At 66.9% G+C, this 20,778-nt stretch carries 18 protein-coding genes and 1 riboswitch; of the genes, 7 read left to right on the forward strand and 11 right to left on the reverse strand.

The window, feature by feature from the left end; all coding sequences use genetic code 11:
* Nucleotides 1–161 precede the first annotated feature (161 nt).
* The 6 genes from BSTEL_RS09800 (at nucleotide 162) to BSTEL_RS09825 (ending at nucleotide 6,826) form a co-directional block, all read left to right on the forward strand.
* Nucleotides 162–716, forward strand: coding sequence for a hypothetical protein (locus BSTEL_RS09800; protein WP_034530026.1), 555 nt, complete (start codon nucleotides 162–164; stop codon nucleotides 714–716).
* Nucleotides 716–1,897 carry a 1-deoxy-D-xylulose-5-phosphate reductoisomerase gene (dxr, locus tag BSTEL_RS09805; RefSeq protein ID WP_034530044.1) on the forward strand — a complete coding sequence of 394 codons (1,182 nt, stop codon included), beginning with the start codon at nucleotides 716–718 and terminating at the stop codon, nucleotides 1,895–1,897. Before BSTEL_RS09800 ends, dxr begins: the two co-directional genes overlap by 1 nt.
* Before the next feature lie 37 nt (nucleotides 1,898–1,934).
* Nucleotides 1,935–3,170, forward strand: a complete 1,236-nt coding sequence (gene ispG / locus BSTEL_RS09810; protein ID WP_051923057.1) for a flavodoxin-dependent (E)-4-hydroxy-3-methylbut-2-enyl-diphosphate synthase — start codon at nucleotides 1,935–1,937, stop codon at nucleotides 3,168–3,170.
* Nucleotides 3,171–3,184: 14 nt separating this feature from the next.
* Nucleotides 3,185–4,939, forward strand: coding sequence for an alpha/beta hydrolase family protein (locus BSTEL_RS09815; protein ID WP_034530028.1), 1,755 nt, complete (start codon nucleotides 3,185–3,187; stop codon nucleotides 4,937–4,939).
* A gap of 205 nt (nucleotides 4,940–5,144) precedes the next feature.
* Nucleotides 5,145–6,029, forward strand: coding sequence for a DNA repair protein RecO (gene recO / locus BSTEL_RS09820; RefSeq protein WP_034530029.1), 885 nt, complete (start codon nucleotides 5,145–5,147; stop codon nucleotides 6,027–6,029).
* 5 nt (nucleotides 6,030–6,034) lie between these two features.
* A complete protein-coding gene (locus BSTEL_RS09825; RefSeq protein ID WP_034530030.1) occupies nucleotides 6,035–6,826 on the forward strand; it encodes an isoprenyl transferase in 792 nt (263 codons plus the stop codon).
* 138 nt (nucleotides 6,827–6,964) lie between these two features.
* Here the strand turns inward: BSTEL_RS09825 and BSTEL_RS09830 are convergent, their stop codons facing one another.
* From BSTEL_RS09830 to BSTEL_RS12235, 7 genes are all read right to left on the reverse strand, one after another.
* On the reverse strand, nucleotides 6,965–8,281 hold the full coding sequence (locus BSTEL_RS09830) for a nucleoside hydrolase (RefSeq protein WP_051923058.1): 1,317 nt from the start codon (nucleotides 8,279–8,281) through the stop codon (nucleotides 6,965–6,967).
* Nucleotides 8,282–8,376: 95 nt separating this feature from the next.
* Nucleotides 8,377–9,435, reverse strand: coding sequence for an ABC transporter substrate-binding protein (locus BSTEL_RS09835; RefSeq protein ID WP_034530031.1), 1,059 nt, complete (start codon nucleotides 9,433–9,435; stop codon nucleotides 8,377–8,379).
* A gap of 306 nt (nucleotides 9,436–9,741) precedes the next feature.
* Nucleotides 9,742–10,626 (reverse strand): ABC transporter permease, encoded by an 885-nt coding sequence (locus BSTEL_RS09840; protein WP_084686256.1) that lies wholly within the window; start codon nucleotides 10,624–10,626, stop codon nucleotides 9,742–9,744.
* 283 nt (nucleotides 10,627–10,909) lie between these two features.
* Complete coding sequence (locus BSTEL_RS09845; RefSeq protein ID WP_034530032.1) at nucleotides 10,910–12,487, reverse strand: glycoside hydrolase family 32 protein; 1,578 nt, start codon at nucleotides 12,485–12,487, stop codon at nucleotides 10,910–10,912.
* Nucleotides 12,488–12,944: 457 nt separating this feature from the next.
* Nucleotides 12,945–14,267, reverse strand: coding sequence for an MFS transporter (locus tag BSTEL_RS09850; protein WP_034530033.1), 1,323 nt, complete (start codon nucleotides 14,265–14,267; stop codon nucleotides 12,945–12,947).
* Between the two features lie 460 nt (nucleotides 14,268–14,727).
* On the reverse strand, nucleotides 14,728–15,774 hold the full coding sequence (locus tag BSTEL_RS09855; RefSeq protein WP_034530034.1) for a LacI family DNA-binding transcriptional regulator: 1,047 nt from the start codon (nucleotides 15,772–15,774) through the stop codon (nucleotides 14,728–14,730).
* A 280-nt stretch (nucleotides 15,775–16,054) separates the two neighbouring features.
* Nucleotides 16,055–16,204, reverse strand: a complete 150-nt coding sequence (locus BSTEL_RS12235; protein WP_156963274.1) for a hypothetical protein — start codon at nucleotides 16,202–16,204, stop codon at nucleotides 16,055–16,057.
* Nucleotides 16,205–16,229: 25 nt separating this feature from the next.
* On the opposite strand from BSTEL_RS12235, the gene BSTEL_RS09860 reads away from it, so the two are divergent.
* Nucleotides 16,230–16,595, forward strand: coding sequence for a phage holin family protein (locus BSTEL_RS09860; protein ID WP_034530035.1), 366 nt, complete (start codon nucleotides 16,230–16,232; stop codon nucleotides 16,593–16,595).
* A gap of 141 nt (nucleotides 16,596–16,736) precedes the next feature.
* On the opposite strand, the gene ribH is transcribed toward BSTEL_RS09860, so the two are convergent.
* The 4 genes from ribH to ribD all read right to left on the reverse strand — a co-directional run bounded on the left by ribH (nucleotide 16,737) and on the right by ribD (nucleotide 20,393).
* Nucleotides 16,737–17,249 (reverse strand): 6,7-dimethyl-8-ribityllumazine synthase, encoded by a 513-nt coding sequence (ribH, locus tag BSTEL_RS09865; protein WP_034530036.1) that lies wholly within the window; start codon nucleotides 17,247–17,249, stop codon nucleotides 16,737–16,739.
* Between the two features lies 1 nt (nucleotide 17,250).
* Nucleotides 17,251–18,546 carry a bifunctional 3,4-dihydroxy-2-butanone-4-phosphate synthase/GTP cyclohydrolase II gene (locus BSTEL_RS09870; protein WP_084686257.1) on the reverse strand — a complete coding sequence of 432 codons (1,296 nt, stop codon included), beginning with the start codon at nucleotides 18,544–18,546 and terminating at the stop codon, nucleotides 17,251–17,253.
* Nucleotides 18,547–18,610: 64 nt separating this feature from the next.
* Nucleotides 18,611–19,297 carry a riboflavin synthase gene (locus BSTEL_RS09875; RefSeq protein ID WP_034530037.1) on the reverse strand — a complete coding sequence of 229 codons (687 nt, stop codon included), beginning with the start codon at nucleotides 19,295–19,297 and terminating at the stop codon, nucleotides 18,611–18,613.
* Nucleotides 19,278–20,393: a bifunctional diaminohydroxyphosphoribosylaminopyrimidine deaminase/5-amino-6-(5-phosphoribosylamino)uracil reductase RibD gene (ribD, locus tag BSTEL_RS09880; protein ID WP_034530038.1), complete on the reverse strand. Its 1,116-nt coding sequence runs from the start codon at nucleotides 20,391–20,393 to the stop codon at nucleotides 19,278–19,280. The genes BSTEL_RS09875 and ribD overlap by 20 nt, the downstream gene beginning before the upstream one ends.
* Before the next feature lie 247 nt (nucleotides 20,394–20,640).
* A riboswitch (FMN riboswitch) is annotated at nucleotides 20,641–20,776 on the reverse strand.
* Between the last annotated feature and the right edge of the window lie 2 nt (nucleotides 20,777–20,778).

Genomic DNA, 20,778 nt, shown 5'->3' on the forward strand with positions numbered 1-20,778 from the left:
CGCAGGTCGGCGAGGTAGGCGAGATACTCACGCCTCGATGAGGTGAGATTCGCCTTGCGTTGGGATCGCTGGCGCACGCCGTTGACGAGCACGAATCCCACCGAGGAGAGCATGAACATGCCGCCGGTGMGGCMRTCACGGTSRCGCCGGCCGTCACGCCCGTGGCATCCGCGCCGGTCGAACCGGCCCCCACGGCCGCGTTCTCCGCCGCCCCGGTGACGCCTGCGCCGACGTCGTATCCGACGGAGCCGCTGTCCGTCACGCCGTCGTTCCAGCCGTCCACGACGCCGGTCACGCCGACGCCGGTTGCGACGACGCCGATCGCGCCGGTCTCCACGCCGGCCCCGGTGACGCCGCATGTCGACACGACGCCGGCCTCCACGCCGTCCACCGGCTCGCTGGCCGCGCTGGCCCACATGGCCGAGGTCTCGCAGGAGCTGCCCGCCATCGACGTGCCGTCGTTCACGCCGAAGCTGCCGAGCCTCGACATCCCGTCCGTGACGACCACCTCCGAGTCGTTGCCGACGTTCACGTCGTCCGTCACGGCCACGCCGTCCGCCGCGCCCGCGGCGACGCCGTCCACGTCCGCGACGCCGGCCCCGACCTCCCCGACATCGACCAACCCGTTCTCGTTGCTGTCCACCGACGGCAACGATCTGGAAATCCCCGACCTGTCGTTCCCGACCTTCGGCAACGACGAGAAGAAGCAGCAGTGATTCACAGCAGCACCGTCGTCATCCTGGGCTCCACCGGTTCCATCGGCACGCAGGGCCTGGACGTCATCTCCCGTCATCCCGAACGGTTCACCATCGTCGGTCTCGCGGCCGGCGGCGCGCACATCGACCTGCTCGCGAGGCAGGCCGCCGAATTCCACGTGCCGCAGGTCGCCGTCTTCGACAAGACGAAAGCCGCCGCGCTGCGCGAGGCGCTCGACCAGGCCGGCGCAAGGCACACGCAGGTGCAGGCCGGCCCGGACGCGGTCATCGCGATGGCCGGCTCCGGCGCGAACGTCGTGCTCAACGGCATCACCGGCTCGATCGGCCTCGAACCGTCGATCGCCGCGCTGAAGGCCGGCTCGCAGCTCGCCCTCGCCAACAAGGAGTCCGTCGTCGCCGGCGGCCACCTGCTGTTCGGCGCGCAGACGCGCGAGGACCAGATCAATCCGGTCGACTCCGAACATTCAGCGATCTGGCAGTCGCTGCGCTCCGGCTCGCACGCCGAGGTGGCGCGTCTCGTCGTCACCGCGTCCGGCGGCCCGTTCCGCGGCATGAAGCGCGACCAGATGACCCATATCACGCCCGAGCAGGCACTCAACCACCCGACGTGGAACATGGGTCCGGTCGTCACCATCAACTCGTCCACGCTGATGAACAAGGGACTTGAGGTCATCGAGGCGTCCCGGCTGTTCGACATCCCGCCCGAACGCGTCGCCGTGACCGTGCACCCGCAGTCCATCGTCCATTCGATGGTCGAATTCGTCGACGGCGCGACCATCTGCCAGGCCTCCCCGCCGGACATGCGCCTGCCGATCGCGCTCGGCCTGTCCGCGCCGGCGCGCATGCCGAACGTGGCCGCCGCGTGCGATTGGACGAAGGCCGCCGAATGGACGTTCGAGCCGCTCGATGACGAGGCGTTCCCCGCCGTCTCGCTCGCACGCCACTGCCTCGACGCCTCCGAGAAGCATACGGCGGTGCTCAACGCCGCCAACGAGCAGGCCGTGCACGCGTTCCTCGACCATCGTCTGCCGTACCTCGGCATCGTCGACACGGTGAAGGCCGTGCTCGACTCGATGGACGCCGAGCTGCGCGGCGACCCGCTGTTCCGTGACGTGGAGGAAATGGAACAGCTCGAACGCGAGGCCCGCGCCAAGGCCGACGAGCTGATAGACAAGCAGTAGTCCCTGCAAGGCTCCCGCCGGCGGGAGCCGTCGATGTATGAACTCCGGAGGAGCCAATCCATTGAATACGGATAATCCCGTCAACAAGCCGTTCCGCAGGACCGGCGACCCGGTCGCGCTGACCAGCGAGTCGCCGTTGCACCCGCGCCGCAAGTCCCGCCGCATCATGGTCGGCCCGGTGCCGGTCGGCGGCGGTGCGCCCATCTCCGTGCAGTCGATGACCAACACGCTCACCGCGGACGTGCCCGCCACGCTCCAGCAGATCGCCGAGCTGACGGCTGCCGGCTGCGACATCGTGCGCGTCGCCGTCCCCAGCCAGGACGACGCGGACGCGCTGCCCGAGATCTGCCGCAAGTCGCCGATTCCGGTCATCGCCGACATCCACTTCCAGTCGAAGTACGTGTTCCAGGCGATCGACGCCGGCTGCGCGGCCGTGCGCGTCAACCCGGGCAACATCCGCAAGTTCGACCAGGTCGGCCCCGACATCTGCAAAGCGGCGACCGACGCGGGCATATCCTTGCGCATCGGCGTGAACGCCGGCTCGCTCGACAAGGAGCTGTACGCCAAGTACGGCGGGCCGACCCCCGAAGCGCTCGTCGCCTCCGCGTTGAAGGAGGCCCACATGTTCGAGGACGTCGGCTTCCACGACTTCAAGATCTCCGTCAAGCACCACGACGTGATCACGATGGTCCAGACCTACCGTCTGCTCGCTTCGAAGGGCGACTGGCCGCTGCACCTCGGCGTCACCGAGGCCGGACCGCAATGGCAGGGCACCATCAAGTCGTGTCTCGCGTTCGGCGCCCTGCTCGCCGAAGGCATCGGCGACACAATCCGCGTCTCCCTCTCCGCCCCGCCGGTCGAAGAGGTGAAGGTCGGCTGCAAGCTGCTCGAATACATGGGCCTGCGCCCGCGCAAGTTCGACATCATCTCCTGCCCGAGCTGCGGCCGCGCCCAGGTGGACGTCATCCAGCTCGCCTCCGCCGTGACCGAAGGCCTCAAGAACGTGACCGCGCCGATCCGCGTGGCCGTCATGGGCTGCATCGTCAACGGTCCGGGCGAGGCGCGCGAAGCCGACCTCGGCGTCGCCTCCGGCAACGGCAAGGGCCAGATCTTCATCAAGGGCAAGGTCATCAAGACCGTGCCCGAGGACCAGATCGTCGAGACGCTGCTCGAGATCGCCAACGACATGGCCGCGAATATGGAGGCCGCGGGCCAGGTGCCCGACGGCTCCACCGGTCCGGTCGTCGTCCCCATCCAGCATCCCGGCCACTAAGCCGGACGCCGGTCATGCCGTGGTCGCGTTGGCGCAGGCTGTCCGTCAGCCTGCCGATCTTCATCATCCTGATCGGACTGCTCGTCTCCGTGTCGAACCTCACCACCGTGCCGTGGGACAACGAACCGACCGGACGCACCGTCGCGACCCTCACCGACGATACGTCCGTCACGTTCGACGGCGCGTCGGACGCAGGCGCCTCCGGCGCCGCGACGACCGCCGGCACGTACGACGTGAAGGAGTCCGCGGTCTCCATCACCGTGCGCCGCGACGGCACGCAGGTCGGCGGCGCACGCGCGACGAAGGTCGACGCCGCCGCGGACACCACGTGGCGCGTGCACGGCGACGGTGCCGACGAGACGCAGGACGTGACCGTGCTCATCCGCGAGCCGGCCGGCGCGACCGGACGGCGCCCCGGCATCGTGTTCATGCACGGCGCCGGCTTCGGCACCGCCTACAACTCGTTCGGCGACATGGCCACGTCGCTCGCCTCGGCCGGCTTCGTCACCGCCGTCATCGACAAGCCCGTCTGGTCCACCACCGACATCACACGCGACTATCCGGCCTCCGCGCGCGTCTACGACGCCGCGATCGGCCTGCTGCGTGCGCGAGGCGACGTGGACGCCGCCAAGGTCGGCATCTACGCGACCAGTGAATCCACGTGGATCTCGCAATACCTGCTCGCCGACGACCCGGACGTCGCGTTCCAGATCCTCCTGTCGCCGATGGTGTTCACGCCGCGCCGCTCGCTCGGCTTCTTCGTCTCCCAGGACTTCGCGCTCGTCGGCGCGAACGACGGCTACCAGTCGATCGTGCGTCGCGTGTTCAACGCGGACACGGCGCTGTTCGGCCTTGGCAATTTCGACCTCGACCTGCCCGAATCGACCGCGTATGCCATACCGACGCTCATCGCCTACGGGTCGAAGGACGTGATGACCGCGCAGGTCGACGGCGTCACGCACATGCTCGCCCTCGCGCACAAAGCCGGCAACAAGGACGTGACCGTGCGCAGCTACCCGGTCGCCAACCACGTGCTGCGGCTCGGCGACGAATCCAAAACAGGCACCAAATTCGCCGACGCCTACGTGGACGACGTGATCGCCTGGGCGTCCGGCACCGCCGCGGGGCTTCACCAGACCTCCGAGCGCGTCACCGGCGACACGATCTACCAGTCGATCGCCGTACCCGACGATCTGACGCCGCGCCGCTCGCTCACCATCTACGGCACGGTGCTGCACGCCGGCATGCTCGTACTGTTGCTGGCCACGCTCGTCGCGTGGCTCGTCGCGCTGGGCCGGCGCATCGCGTTCCGATTGCGGCGGCGCAACCGGGGCGTGCGCTACCCGGGGCTCGGATTCCGCCACGGATTCGGCAACGCGCTCGTCACGCTCACCGTCACCACGATGGCGACGCTCCTCCTGTTCGCCGCCGGTCTCGGCCAGGTGGTCATGGCCGTGGTCAAGCTCGCCTGGGGCGCCGCGCCCGCCGAGGAGCCGGGCATGATCTGGTGGAGCTGGCCCGTCATCGAGATCGTGTGCACGCTCGTCGTCTGGGCGTGGTCGCGCGTGTTCGCTCGGCTCATCGAAGTCGCCGCCGAACGCGGCGTGCTGCGCTGGCCGCCCCGGCGCGACGCCATCCACGGCATCGTGACCGGACGCGAACCGGTGCTCGCCGACACGCGCTTCGGACGCGTCCTGTTCTGGCTCACCGCGGCCGCCATGCTCCACGTCCTCTTCTTCTTCGCCTTCTGGGGCCTGTTCGTCTACTGATGTGTTTCTTTCTCTGGTTTCTCTCTGGCTCCCCCTTGAGGGGGAGCCGTCAAGCAAATGTTGGAGGCGTTTGTAGGCGAAGGCGAGCGACAGCGAGCGGACATAGTGCCGGCCGGAGGCCGTCCGCAATTGCGCAGAGCTGTCGGTGAAGCCGACTGAGGGGGTGTCCCGGAGCCGGCTATACATTGCGCCATAATGGGGAACCATGCCGCTGTATCGAGACGAAGGGGTGGTGCTGCGCACCGCGAAACTCGGCGAGGCCGACCGGATCATCACCCTGCTCACCCGCGGGCACGGGAAGATCCGCGCCGTCGCCAAAGGCGTGCGCCGCGTCAAATCGCGCTTCGGCGCGCGCCTCGAACCGTTCATGCGCGCCGACCTGCTCATCGCGCAGGGACGCTCGCTCGACGTCGTCTCCCAAGCCGAATCCGTCGCCGCCTACGCTGAGCCGATCTGCGCCGACTACGACGCGTACACGGCCGCCAACGTGATCGTCGAGACCGCCGACAAGATCGTCGGCGCGGAGGAGGAGCGCGTCGTCGGCCAATACCGGCTGCTCATCGGCGCGTTGAACGCGCTCGCCAAGCACGCGCACGCCCCCGACCAGATCTCCGCCTCCTACGTGATGCGCGCGCTCGCGCTCGCCGGCTGGTCGCCGCGCCTGCACGCGTGCGTCGTCTGCGGACAGCGACGGTTCACGGAGTGTTTCACGGGTGGTTTCACAGGTGTGGACGTGGGGGATTCCGGTGACGCCGGGAACGGGGGCGCCGCTGCGGAAACCCAGTCGCTGCAACGTTTCACGGATGGTTTCACGGGTGGTTCGCGGTCGGGTGTTTCGCGGTCGGGTGTTTCGCGGTCGGGCGTCCTGTACCTGTCCATTCCCGCCGGCGGACTCATGTGCGCGAAGGACCACACGCCTGAGGCGAAGCGCATCACGCCGCTCGCGCTCGCCCAACTCGAGGCGCTGGCCGACGGCGACTGGGCGGAGCTCGACGGCCGCGAGCTCGCCCCCGAGACCGCGCGTCTCGTGGAGGATTGGGCCGAGTACTATCTCGAACGCCCGCTACGTTCCATGCGACTGCTAGATTGACAGACATGGCTTTCGAAAACGTGGACTACACGTCGCTGAACATTCCGGCGGCTCCCTTCTCCGACTCCTCCCGCATCCCCGACTTTCCCAAGGGCAAGGTGCCCCGCCACGTGGGCGTCATCATGGACGGCAACGGGCGTTGGGCAAAGGAGCGCGGCATGATCCGCACCAACGGCCACCAGGCCGCCGAACCGGTCGTGTTCGACACGATCGCCGGCGCGATCGAGGCGGGCGTGCGCTACCTGTCGCTGTACACGTTCTCCACCGAGAACTGGAAGCGCAGCCCGCAGGAGGTGCGCTTCCTCATGGGCTTCTCGCGTGAGATCATCCACCGCCGCGTCGCGCAGATGGACGAGTGGGGCGTGCGCGTGCGCTGGTCCGGCCGCCGTCCGAAGCTGTGGAAGTCCGTCATCGACGAGCTCGAGGTCGCGCAGGAGCGCACCAAGAACAACAAGGTCATCGACGTGGTGTTCTGCATCAACTACGGCGGCCGCGCCGAAATCGCCGACGCCTGTGCCGCCATCGCGAAGGACGTGCGAGACGGAAAGATCCGCGGCGACCGCGTCACCGAGAAGATGATCGCCGACCACCTCTACCTGCCCGACGTGCCCGACTGCGATCTGGTGATCCGCACGTCCGGCGAGCAGCGCACCTCGAACTTCCTGCCCTGGCAGGCCGCCTACGCCGAACTCGACTTCGTGCCCGAACTGTTCCCCGACTGCGGCCGCGAGGTCCTGTGGCGCTCCATCGACCACTACATCCACCGCGACCGCAGGTTCGGCGGCGTGAAGAAGTAGCCGGGGAAGCGGCCGGATGCGCCCCGGATGCGTTTCCTAGATACATCGCGCGCTTCCTAGGTGGGTGTCCGTGGACAATGGGGGTCGGAATCGGTTGATTCCGACCCCCATTCCCGTGAGGGAGGTACCTAGGAAACGTCAGATGTACCTAAGAAACGGCCGGTCGGCGCATGCCATGGCGAGACGGTCGGTGAACTCGCCTACGAAACGGTCCGCATCCACGCCGAGGGCGACGTGGACGCGCGGGGCGTCCGGCGTGACGAGCCCCACGGGGTCGCCGGTGGTGCGCCCGCGCACGCCGGTGAAGTCGCCGGTCGCCGTCTCGGCGCGCAGCGCGACGTCGAACGTGGAGACCAGCGTCGGGTCGAGCGCCACCGCCGCGGCCAGCGGGTCGTGCAATGGCATGCCGGCCGCGAAGAGCTTCGGATCGGCGTCGCGGTTCGCCGCGATGGAGAAGTCGGCGAGCCGGGCGAGGAACCGGCCGCGTTCGGTGCCGGTCGCTCGCCACCGTGCGGCGGCCGATCGTGGCAGCAGGCACTGGTGCGTCACGTCGAGGCCGACCATCGTCATGTCCGCGCCGGAATGGAACACACGGTCCGCGGCCTCCGGATCCTGGATGATGTTCGTCTCGGCGACCGCGTCCCAGCAGTTGCCCGGCTGGGTGAGTGTGCCGCCCATCATCACGAGGCGGAGCTTCCCGGCGATGTCCGGCGCGCGCCGGATCGCCGCGTCCACGTCGGTGAGCGGCCCGGTGGCGAGCACTGTCACCCCGCGCCCGTATCGCCGCACCGCGTCAATGAGCAAGTCGACGCCGTCCCGCTCCCGGCCCCCGCTGCCGTGGCCCGCCGGCGGCAGTTCCGCCGGAGAAAGTGGGCCGCTTTTATCTTGGCCCCCGCTGGATGGGACAGTCCGGTGGAGTGTCCCATAGCAGTGCGCATCGCGCACGTCGCACATAACGTCGGGGGCTGTCGGCGAAGCCGACTGGGGGTGGTCGCGGACGATGTCCCATCCGCCCGCCGGATTAGCATGCGGGTCATCCACCCGATAGCCGCCGACCGACACAATCGCCCCATCCGGCACGGGTCGATTGCGCCGCTCGTCCGCCGTCTCCCCGGCACCGCCGCCGACATATCCGCCCAGCCCGTCCGGCCCGTGGAACTGCGCGCATCCCGCATCCGGGACGAACACATCCGCCCACGAGGGGCGCGTGGACGAGCGGAACACGGGGATGTCCGGCCGGCCGAACAGATCGAGCACGAGTCGCGTGTTCCGTTCGGCCGTGGCCGCGTCCACGTTCCCATAGCCGGCGAGCACGCCGACGAGCTCGCACTCGCCCGCCGAGGCGAGCAGGTATGCGAGCGCCATCGCGTCGTCGACGCCCGTGTCCACGCATGCGATGACGCGCGTATGCGTCCTGCCGGCTGTATGGTCGATGCCGGTGTGGTCGATGCCCATATGATCGCCTCCCATGATGGCTGTGCCGCCCAGTCTACCGAACGAAACAGCCCCCTCTGACGAGGGGGCTGTCGACGGAGCCGTTTCAGTCGGCGCTACTTGCCGAGGAACTCGTTGGTGGCGAAGTCCTTCGTGTTGGGCGCCTCGTGGATCACCTTGTCGTGGGAATCCGTGTAGGCGTCCTCCTGGGCGAGGAAGTCGAAGTACTTCTGCGGTTCGACGAAGTCGTTGGTGCCGAGCACGAACGAGCCGTCCTTGATCTTGGCCGGGTCTCCCCAGTACTGGCCGTCGACGATGGTCTGCATGCTCTTGCGCACGAACTTCTTCTCAAGGTTCGCTTCCGGAGCCTCCTTGACGAGGATGTCCGCCGCGTCGTCCGGGTGGGAGTACGCGTACTCGTAGCCCTTCTGCGTGGCCTGCGTGAACTTCTTCACGAGGTCCGGGTTCTCCTTGATGGTCTTGTCGCTGGTGATCACGCCGATCGCGTCGGCGTTGCCGGGAACGCCGTAGTCGGGCTCGGTGAAGCAGTTGAGCTTCGGGCCGTACATGTCGGCCTGCACGCCCTCCCAGGTGGCGTAGAAGCCGCCGAAGTCGGCCTTGCCGGATTCGAGCGTCTTGAACGTGGAGGTGCCGACGGTCACCTTGTCGAACTCGCCCTTGCCGCCGTCGGTCTGGATCATGCGGCGCACCACCGCATCGGACTCGTTGGAGCCGAACGTGGCGAACGTCTTGCCGTCCAGATCCTTCGGGGACTTGACGGCGGTGTTCGAGGCGAGCGCGCACCAGATGGCGCTCGGCTTCTGCTGGACCTGCAGCACCTGCTTCAGGTGCGCGCCCTTGAGGTTGTACATGCCCACGTTGGTGAGGTTGGACAGCGCGAAGTCGGCGTTGCCGTTGTTCACGGCCTGTTCGGCGCCGGCCTGCGCGACGGCCACGATGTCCACGTCGAGGCCCTGATCCTTGAACCAACCCTTGTTCTTGGCCACGTAGACGCCGATGTGGTTCGTGTCCGGCGCCCAGGACAGCATGAACGTGACCTTCTTGAGGCCGTTCGCGGAGGAGGAGTCGTTGCTCTGGCCGCACGCGGCGACGCCGATCGTCATGGCGATGGCGCCCACGAGGGCGATGGCCTTGGCCACAAGGCTGTGCTTCATGATGAATCCCTAGTTCGTTGTCTCTCGACCGTTCTCTGGGTGTCGCTCCGGGCGGACGATCGGCAGAGAACGGCGTGGAGGGCCTGACAGTCCGCCCGACCGGCGCCCCGGCACACCCTCCCATGTGAAGCGAAGAGGAGAGGGAAGCCGTTTGCCACACGCCGGACAAGCGCTTGCCATTATAGAGGGAAGGGTAGAGGGGTGATGGCGGCGATGCCGGGGCTGAGTCGCGGCAGGATACCCCCCTCAGTCAGGCGGAGCCTGACAGCTCCCCCTGGAAGGGGGAGCAGAGGCGTATGGGGAGCGTCACTGGTCCGCGTCGGGATCGGTGTCGTCGCCGACCGGGCCGAGCAGCAGGCGCTCGCTGATGTTCACAGCGATGAGCAACAGGCAGGTCATCGCGATGATTGTGAACGTGGCGGAGAAGATGAGCGGCGTGCGGAACGAGTTGTACGCGGCCTGCAGCCAGATGCCGAGGCCCTTGCGCGCGCCAAGGTATTCGGCGGTGGAGGCGGTGGCGAAGATGTACGCGGCGGTCACGCGCACGCCGCCGTAGATCTGGCGGGCGGCGACGCGGAGCTTCACATGCCACAGGGTCCACCAGCGGGTCGCCCCGCAGGTCAGGGCCACGTCCGAATAGAATTCGGGCACCGCTTCGAGCCCGCGCACGGTCTGCACGGCCACGGGGAACAGGCCGAACACGGCGGTGATGACGATCTTGCCGTAGGTCTCGAAGCCGAACCAGATGAGGAACAGCGGGGCGATGGAGATGAGCGGCATGGTCTGCGCGGCGGCGAGCAGCGGGTAGAACGCGGCGTTGAACACGCGCGAGCAGTACAGTCCGATGCCGATGACGACGCCCAGCAGCACGGCGAACAGGAATCCGACGACGCCCTCGTACGTGGTCACGGCCGCCGCCGGTCCCAGCGTCGACCAGACCTCGATCGTCGCCTGGACGATCTCGCTCGGCGCGGGAATCATCGTGGACGGCACGTGGCCGATCCGCACCCACGCCTCCCACGCCGCGAACAGCACGATGACGGCGATGACGGTGGGGATGCGGCGCGTGACGGCCTGCGTGACGCGCGCCCACGCGGACGGTTCGGACGATGTGGATGATGTCGTGGATGCCGCGGACGATTCCGACGATGATGCGACCGTGGACGTGGATGCGTGCGTCGTTTCGATCATGGATGTCACCTTGCTCCCTTCTCGCGGCCGGGACGTGGAGCAGTAAGGTGAGGAGCCTGCGCGTCGGACGGCCTGTGGTACCGCAACAGAAGTATAGAGGCGGCGGGGACGAGGGGACGGTGGCCCTGCGGATCGCATGGCATATGCCGAAAAGCCCCCTCCGCGAGACGAAACGGTCACCGGGTGTCGGTTCCGTCTCGCGGAGAGGGCTTATGGGATTGATGAGCGGAAGGCTCGCGGGGGATTATGCGGGCGGCCGGATGGGATGACCGCCCACGATGATTCACTCCAGTCCGATGGACTTCATGTGGTGGACCTTCAGGGACGTGACCTTGAGCGAGCCGGATTCCGCGGAAAGGCGGATCGCGCGCGGGCCTTCGGAGGCGTAGGAGTAGGAGCTGAGCACTTGGTGGCCGCCGTTGACGTACACCTCGACGGAGCCGCGGTCCACGAACACGCGCAGATCCAGCGTGCCGGCGGCGAGCTCGGCCTCGGTGAGCGGGGCGGCGCGGTAGCCGCGGTCGCCGTTCTTCATGGCCTGACGGTCCACGACCACGCGGCCGATCTGGTCGTCGTAGGCGACGTACGTGTAGCCGCCATCCTCGGTCGCGTGGACCTTGAGGCCGGCGCGTTCGGCGGTGGAGTGCGCGAGGTCGATGGTCATCTCGATTTCGACCGCCTCCGCGTCGTCGCAGATCGTCTTCTCGCCGTCGATGTCGAGCGTGATTTCGCCGTGGTCGAAGGTGTCGGCGCGCAGTCCCTCCATCTCCTTGACCGGGGCGGTGACGACGTCGCCGTCATCGCCGAGCGTGATCTCGCGCGGCAGGGTGAGGTGGCCGCACCAGCCGTCCTCCTGCATCGGAACCGGCTCGACGAACGGGCTCAGCCAGCCGTAGACGATCTGACGGCCGTCGCCGCCGTGCTCCGGTCCGTCCACGTGGAACGACTGTGGCGCGTAGTAGTTGTGGCCGCAATCCCACAGGCGGAACTCGGTCTCCGGCTTGAATTCGCCGCCCGGCTCCCAGGTGCCGATCATGTAGCCGGCGTTGTTGACGTTGCGGTTCATGAAGCCCTTCGGCTTCGAGCCCATGGCGGAGAAGCCGATGACCCACTTCTCGTTGCCGTCCTTGTCCTTGATCGGGAAGAAGTCGGGGCATTCGAGCATGAACACGTCCGGATCCGGGTGCTGGAAGAGCACGCGCTCGTAGGTCCAGCGCACCATGTCGTCGGAGGAGAACAGCCACATCTGGCCGCGCTTCTTCTTGGAGGAGACGCCGAAGGTCATGTACCACTTGTCGCCGGTCTTCCACACCTTCGGATCGCGGTAGTGGTGGTCGACCTGGTCGGTCGGGCAGTCGATGATCATGCCCTGCTTGGTGGCGGAGGTGAGCTCGTCGTTGTCCGGGGTGGCGAGCATCTGGACCTGCCAGTCGCCGCCGGTGTTGTCGTGGCCGTTGGCCCAGCGGTGGCCGGTGTAGTAGAAGCGCAGCGCGCCGTCGTCGCCGATGACGGCGGAGCCGGAGAATACGCCGTCCTTCTCCTGCTCGAGCGAGGGGGCGAACATGATCGGCTCGCGCTTCCAGGTGAGCATGTCGGCGGAGGAGACGTGGCCCCAGTGCATCGGGCCCCATTGGGTGCCGTACGGGTGCAGCTGGTAGAAGACGTGCCAACGGCCCTTGTAGTAGGTGAGGCCGTTCGGGTCGTTGATCCAGCCGCCGTTGGAGGCGATGTGGAACTTCGGGTACCAGCGGTCGTTGCGTTTCTCGGCGAGGGCGGCGACGCCGGCCTCGGCCTTGGCGAGCTCCTCGGCGTGGTCGCGGATGGGGGTGAGGACGGGGTTGGCGGGGGTGAAATCGGTCATGGCACTTCCTTGTGTTGTGGGTGGGTTTGGTGGGTGTTGGTTGGGTGGGTGTTGGTGGGTGAGGAGTGATTGGGGAAGTGGGTATGGGCGCGGCGGTCGCAACGGAGAAAAGGGAAAGCCATTGCGACCGCCACAGGTTGTTGGTTGGAGGTCTCGTTCCGCTCCCACCGGCGGGCGGGAGCGGAACGGTTCGGTCGAATCCGCGTAGCCGAGGTCGAATCCGTTCCCACCGGCGGACGGGGAGACGGTGCGTTTTCCTTCGCTCCCGTCAGTAGTCGGGAAGATGATGCGTTTTCCTTCGCTCCCGCTGGCGGGAGCTGTCGCCGGAGGCGACTGAGGGTGGTCGTGCAGGGTTGTGATGTCGTGCCCGTCGAACCACCCTCCGGTGCTTCGCACCACCTCCCGCCAGCGGGAGGAAGGATGTCCGCCGTGGTGACGGCCTCCGGTCGGTGGGATGTCAGGCCTTGGCGGCTTCCATCTGGCGCAGCTGCTTGTCCGTGTAGAACGGGTCGCCGCCGACGTCCTGATCGTCCTTCTTGATGACGAAGATGCCGTAGATCAGAGCCGCGAGCACGATCGCCGAGATGGTGAAGAAGGTCGGACGGTCGCCCATGTGGTCATGCAGGGCGCCGAGCGGGGTGGAGAAGATGACCTGGCCGACCTGCGAGGCGATCTGGAAGCCGACCATGTACAGCGTGGCGGACAGCTTCGTGTCGAAGTGCAGGGTGAAGTAGCGGAACGCCGGCAGGCAGAACAGCGGCACCTCGATGGAGTGGAACAGCTTGACGATGGAGACGGAGATCGGGTCGTGGAACACGCCGCACAGGCCGATGCGCAGGAACATGACGGTGGCGCCGAGCAGCAGGGCGTTGCGCACGCCGATCTTCTTCATGATGATCGGGACGACGCCCATCATCGCGGACTCGAGGAAGACCTGGAAGCTGTTGAGGATGCCGTAGGTGGAGTTGCCCATCTCGGTGGTCGGGAACAGGGAGGCGTAGTAGTTCGGGAACATCTGCTGGTCGAACACGGTGTAGAAGGTGTTGGTCAGCAGCATGAAGACGATGAGCACCCACAGGGTCGGCATCTTGAGGACGGAGACCATTTCCTTGAAGGAGGGGTTGGTCGGCGCGGCGTTCGGGTCGGCCTCCTTCTTGAGTTCCTCCTTCTGCTCGGCCGGGACCCAGAAGGCGTAGACGAGCAGCATGCCCAGACCGCAGGCGGAACCGATCCAGAAGTTGATCAGCGGGTTGATGTTGAAGCAGAAGCCGGCGCACAGGGCGACGACTGCGTAGCCGAAGGAGCCCCAGGCGCGGGACTGGCCGTACTCGAAGCCGAAGTGGCGGGAGTACCGTTCGGTGATGGCCTCGAACAGGGAGCAGCCTGCCATGAAGCCAGCGGACAGCACGATGGAGCCGATGAGGACGCCCGCGTAGCGGGTGGCGCCGCCGGCGTTGAGCATCGGCATGTAGACGAACTGGACGAACGGACCGACACAGGCGGCGACGGCGGAGATGAAGATGACGAGCTTGCGCTTGATGCCGAGCTGATCCTGGATGATGCCGTAGACGAACATGATGATCAGCGTGGCCAGGGAGTTGATTGAGTAGATCGAGCCCTGCTCGGCGGCGGACATGCCCAGGCCATGCACGTCATCGGTGAGGAACCTGGAGAAGAAGGACCACCAGATGCCCCAGGAGCAGAAGAACATGAAGATGCCGAAGGAGCTCTGCAGGTAGGAGGGGTTCCTCCACGGAGACTTCGTTGCCGTGTTTGCCATTTGTCGTATTCCCTTGTCTCTCGCGTCCGCTGCGACGCGGGCGCTTCCTTCCATGGCTTTGTGGTTGTGGGTCCGTGGCCGTCATGGCCTCAGACGGGGTTCCCTGTCGCGGCTGCCGCGCCGTGGCGGGGAATCGTGTTGTTGTGGTTCTCACTATAAACCGTCAAACGATTTACGTCAAACGTTACACGCAACTCCGGCGTGTCTCAATGTTCCCAATACGTCAAACGATTGATATAACGCCATTTCGAACCGGTTCGATGTCAAGTCGCAAAAGCGCTTGCCGGTGTGTCGTGGATGGGATGCCCCTTCAGTCGCGCTTCGCGCGCCAGCTCCCCCTCAAGGGGGCGCAAAAGACAATGACATGCGCCGTGTGCGCATGACGGTCACCTTTGCTCTCTTCCAGGGGAGGTGTCCGGCGAAGGCGGACCGAGGGGGCTGCTGCCCGGCCTTTACGCCCTCAGCCCTCGCGCACCGACTCCTTCTCGATCAGCGTGCAGTGGATCTTCGCCGGGATCTCCGCGTCGAGCGGCGGCATCGGCGCCGTCGTCTCCGGCCATTCCATATCGTCGAGGTCGCGTCGTTCGATCAACGAGACGACCTTCATCGCCGCCCAATATCCCATTTCGAAATGCGGCAGCTCCACCGTGGTCAGTTGCGGCGAAAGCGTTTCGGCGAATACGCGATGGTTGTCGACGCCGACGACCGACACATCGCGACCGATGGTGAGCCCGTGACGGGCCGCGCACTCGTATACGTACCAGGCACGTGCGTCGTTGAAGCAGAAGAACCCGTCCGGACGCTCCCAATCGAACAGGTCGGAGACCGCCTCCAACGCGGGGCCGTTGTTGGGCACGTTGACGACGAGTCGTTCGCTGAACTTGCGCCCGTCGGCTTCGAGCGCGGCTTTGTACCCGGCCAGACGGCCCTTCTGCGCCAGCATCGCCTCCGAGCATCCGATGTAGGCGATGCGCTCGCAGCCCGCTTCGATCAGGCGCGTCGTGGCGTCATAGGCGATGCGGAACTCGTCCGGTTCGATGCTGGGCGTCGTTCCATCGCGTCCCGTCGCGTCGACGAGCACGACCGGGCAGTCTTTGAGACGCGACGGCACGTCGGTGATGCGGTTCGACATCTTCGCGTAGAGGAAGCCGTCCGCGCCGTAGCGTTTCAGGGCGTCGATCTCCTCTCCCTCGTCCATGCCTCCGTCCGTGCTGACGGTGATGAGCAGATAGCCGAGCTGGCTTGCCGCCGACTGCGCGCCGAGAATCATGCCGCCGGCGTACGGGGTGGTGGCGACCTCCTCGCTGATGAAGCCGATCGTGCGCGTGCGGTTCGTCCTGAGGGAGCTCGCCATCGGATTGACCTGATAGCCGAGCTTCTCGGCGACCTCGCGCACATGCGCCGCGATCGCCGGTTTGACGCGTCCCGCGTCGCGGTGGTTCATCACCAACGACACCGTTGAAATGGACACCCCCGTGCGCTTCGCGATTTCCTTCATCGTCACCATACGTCAAACGATACACCCATCGGCATTGATGTATTGAGCCTTTACCCTGGATGATGTGCGGTTCGGAAGTGTATGTGTATGGTTTCGGGGTGAACGTGCATGGTTTTGAGGGGGACGTGTAGTCGGCGGAAGCGAACGTGTACGGTGGGGGTCTGAAGAACCGGTGGGTTCTGCCACCCGCCGAATCGAAGTACCCCGGAATTCCGGGCTTTTCGTCCTTGAGATATTCCGTCATACTCCCCGTCTTCGGCACCACACCGTGCAGGTTCACGTCGAAAACCTACAGGTTCGTTCCCGAATCATGCACGTTCGGACGGAAACCATGCACGTTCGCCCTCAACCCATGCAGATACGTCATCAGACCGTGCAGGTTCGCCTCGCCGTGGGTGAAGATGCCGTTGATGTGCCGCCGCCCCCGTGCCGAGCCCACGGAATACGCCGTTACGATGGGCGCTATGAGAAGCTTTCTGATCGAATGGCTGGTGCTGACGATCGCGGCGGCGGTGATGGTGGTGCTGCTGCCCGGCATGACGACGGTGGGGGAGCCGCCGATTCTCGGCGTGGCCGCGTTCTCCCTGTTCCTGGCGCTGATCAACGCGTCCGTCAAGCCGGTGGTGCAGGCGATCGCCCTGCCGTTCACGATCCTCACGTTCGGCGTGCTGTATCTGGTCATCAACTGGCTGTTCATGCGTCTCGCCTCGTGGCTCGCGCTGGGCCTGTTCGGCGTCGGCGTCTATGTGCACGGCTTCTGGTGGGCGACGATCGGCTCGATCATCATGGCCGTCGTCTCCGCCATCGTCACCTCCATCATCGGCGACTGAGCGGCCGCGGCCGGTCGGCGACGGCAGCAGGCCCAAGCCACGGCCGTCCAGATGACCGGCAAGCCGCAGCCCGCCGCAGCAGACCACGGCCGCCAATCACCTCCGCCGGCGGCCGGCCACCACCGTCCGGCCGCCCCGCGCCTACTCCCCGGCGCTGATGGCGCGCAGCACGTTGACCATCTCGATGGCGCCGAGCGCGCAGTCGAAGCCCTTGTTGCCGGTCTTCGTGCCGGCGCGTTCGATGGCCTGCTCGATGTTCTCGGTGGTGATCACGCCGAACAGCACGGGCACGTCCGAGTTCAGCGACACTTGGGCGATGCCCTTCGCGGTCTCGTTGCACACGAGGTCGTAGTGGGAGGTGCTGCCGCGGATAATCGCGCCGAGGCAGATCACCGCGTCGTAACGCCCGGTGGACACCATGCGCTTGGCCGCGATTGGAATCTCGAACGATCCGGGCACCCACGCCACGTCCACGTCCTCGTCGGCCACGCCGTGGCGGCGCAGGCCGTCCTGTGCGCCGGACAGCAGCTTCGAGGTGATGAACTCGTTGAACCTCGCCGCCACGATGCCGATGCGGATCGGCTTGCCGGCGGCGGAAGCGTCACCGGCGGCGGAAGTGGTGCCGGCTACCAGTTGTCCTTCGAATACGGTCATTTCAGTTCTCCTTTGTCGTGGTGGACAGGTTTGTCGTGGTCGCCAGGTTCGTCATGTCCGACAGGGCGCCCAGCAAGTGCCCCATCCGGTGTTCCTTGGCGGACAGGTAGTTCGCGTCGTACGCGTTCGCGGGCATGACGATCGGCACGCGCGAGGCGATGGCGATCCCCGCCTGCTCCAGCTGGCCGATCTTGTCCGGGTTGTTGGTCATCAGGTCGACCGACGCGACGCCGAGGTCGCGCAGCATGGCCGCCGCGGTCTCGTATTCGCGCGCGTCGGCGGGGAACCCGAGTTCCAGGTTCGCGTCGAGCGTGTCGAATCCGCGTTCCTGCAGCTCGTAGGCGCGCAGCTTGTTGAGCAGCCCGATGCCGCGTCCCTCCTGGCTTAGGTACAGGATGACGCCGCGCCCCGCCTCGGCGACGCGCCGCATCGCCTCGCGCAGCTGCGGCCCGCAGTCGCAGCGCTGCGAGCCGAACACGTCGCCGGTCAGGCACTGCGAGTGGATGCGGCACAGGACGGGTTCGCCGGAGACGATGTCGTCGCCCATCACCAGCGCCACGTGCTCGCCGCCGTCGTCCGACTCGTAGCCGACCATCGTGAACCGCCCGTATTCGGTGGGCAGGTTCACCCGCGCCACGCGGCGCACCGTGTGCGGGAACGCGTGCGTGCGGCGGTATTCCTGCAGCTGCGCGATGGTGATGTAGGCCAGTCCGTGCTCGTCGGCGAACCGTTCGAGGTCGTCGCGTCGCATCATCGTGCCGTCGGCCTTCATCATCTCGCAGCACAGTCCGCATGGCTCGAGTCCGGCCAGCCGCGCCAGGTCGACGGTCGCCTCCGTGTGCCCGTTGCGTTCCAGCACGCCGCCGGGGCGCGCGACGAGCGGGAACATGTGGCCGGGGCGTCGGAAGTCCTGCGGCCGCGTGTCCGGGTCGACGCACGCCAGCGCGGTGAGCGAGCGGTCGCGCGCGCTGATGCCGGTGGAGGTGGTCACGTGATCGATCGACACGGTGAACGCCGTGTGGTGGTTGTCCGTGTTCGCCGTGCACATCGGCGGCAGGTCGAGCCGCGTCGCCAGTTCCGGGCTCATCGGCGTGCAGATCAGGCCCCTGCCGTGCGTGGCCATGAACGCGATGTTGCTTGGTGTCGCGTGGCGCGCCGCGCAGATGAGGTCGCCCTCGTTCTCGCGGCTTTCGTCGTCCGCCACGACGATGATGCGCCCGGCCGCGATGTCTCGGATGGCGCGCGCCACCGGGGCGTTCGAGTTCGTGTGTTCCGTGTGTTGCGTCTGTTCCGTCATTTCCGTTTTCCGTTTCCGTCCTTTACGTGTACGTGTATGTGGTTCTTCTCCGTGCGCCCGCCGCTCAGAATCCGTGCGCGGCGAGGAAGTCCGCCGTTATCGCGCCCGTTCCGGCGTCTCCGGCCGTGCCGGCCGTCACGTCGTCCGTGCCGCCGTTCGCCGGCATCTCCAGCAGTCGCGCCGTGTATTTCGCGATCGGGTCGGTTTCGAGGTTGACCACGTCGCCGATGCGGCGTTCGTCCAGCACCGTGTGCGCGGCGGTGTGCGGGATGATCGACACGCCGAACGTGTCGCGTCCGGCGTGCGTCACCGTCAGGCTGATTCCCTCGACGGCGATCGATCCCTTCTCGGCGATGAACCGCATGAGCGCGTACGGCGCGCGGATCGTGTAGACGACGGCGATGCCGTCGCGCGTGATCGACGTGACCACGCCGGTGCCGTCGATGTGCCCGGAGACGATGTGCCCGGAGAACCGTCCGTCGGCGGGCATCGCGCGTTCCACGTCCACATGGTCGCCGCGCCTGAGCGAGCCGAGTGAGGAGCGTCGCAGCGTCTCGTGCATCACGTCGGCGGTGAACGCCGTGCCGCGCACGGACGTGACGGTCAGGCACACGCCGTTGACGGCGATGCTCTCGCCGATCGCCGTGCGGTCGGTCACCACCGTCGGCGAGTCGACGGACAGTCGCGCGAAGTCGGCGCCGTTCTCCAATCCGACGACCGTGCCGAGGTCCTCAACGATTCCGGTGAACATAGTCGACGCCTCCTTCGATGACGATGTCGTCGCCCACCGTGGCGACGGTGCGGTGCGTGAGGAGGAAGGCGTCGTCCGGCGTGCCGACGCCCGCGCCGCCCACCGGGCCGGGCGCGGCGCGGCCGCCGAACAGTTTCGGCGCGACGTAGGCGCTCACTTTGGTGACCATCTGGTCGCGCAGTGCGGACCAGGCGAGTTCGCCGCCGCCCTCGATCATCACGCTGTCGACGCCGCGCCCGCCGAGCGTCTCGACGATGGCGGCGACGGAGGCGTGCCCGTCGGCGTCGGCCGGCACGTGGAGGATCTCGCAGCCCGCGTCGCGGTAGGCCTGCGCGCGGGTCTCGTCGGTCGAGCAGGTGGCGATGATGGTGGGCGTCTCGCGCGCGGTGGCGACGACCGCCGCGTCGCGAGGCGTGTTGAGATCGGTGTCGCACACCACGCGGATCGGGTCGTGACCGCCGTCGATGCGGCAGGTGAGCTGCGGATCGTCGGCGATGACCGTGCCCACGCCCACCATGATCGCGGCGAACCGGCCGCGGTCCTTGTGCACGCGGCGGCGCGCGGCCTCGCCGGTGATCCAGCGCGACAGGCCCGATGCGGTGGCGATGCGGCCGTCGAGCGTCATCGCGTATTTGAGCATGACGAACGGCGTGCGCGTGGTGATGTAGTGCAGGAAGATCTCGTTGAGCGCGTCGCATTCCTCGCGCAGCACGCCCTGCGTTACCTCGATGCCCGCGTCCGTGAGACGGCGGACGCCTTTGCCGGCGACGAGCGGGTTCGGGTCGGGGGAGCCGACCACCACGCGGGCGATTCCCGCGTCGATGAGCGCCTGCGTGCACGGCGGCTGCTTGCCCGTGTGGCAGCAGGGTTCCAACGTGACGTAGATCGTGGCGCCGCGCACGTCGACGCCGTCGCGTTTCGCCGCCTCGAGCGCGGCGCGTTCGGCGTGCCATCCGCCGAAATGGTCGTGATGTCCGGTGGCGATGATCGCGCCGTCGCGCACGATGACCGCCCCCACCATCGGATTCGGGTTGACCTTGCCCGCTCCGAGTCGTGCGTGGCGCAATGCCACGGACATGAGGTCCCTATCGTCCATGAAATCCCCTTTCCTTGCGATAGGGCATGTCCAGGGTGCTTCATGATGGCGGTGGGGCCGTGTGCCGGTTCTTGGCTCCGGCTTCCCGGGCATCGGGCGACGCGCATCACGGTTCACGGCCCCGAAACGCGAACACCCCGGATTCCGTTCGAAATCCAGGGTGCTCGAGATGGGCCGCATGATGCGCATCGCCGATGCGCGCACGCGACGGTACGCGGTCGCATGCGCGGGCCGATGGTCCACGCCGCCGCAGCTTCTTTCATCCAGACTATGACTGTCGGTACCGGAATCTCACCGGTTCGGCATCGCGACTGCTGATTGCGATCGTGATGCTCGCGGACTGAACCGCCGATCGGGAATTTCACCCTGCCCTGAAGATGCGTAT

This window comes from Bifidobacterium stellenboschense (genome assembly GCF_000741785.1).
Classification (GTDB): Bacteria; Actinomycetota; Actinomycetes; order Actinomycetales; family Bifidobacteriaceae; genus Bifidobacterium; species Bifidobacterium stellenboschense.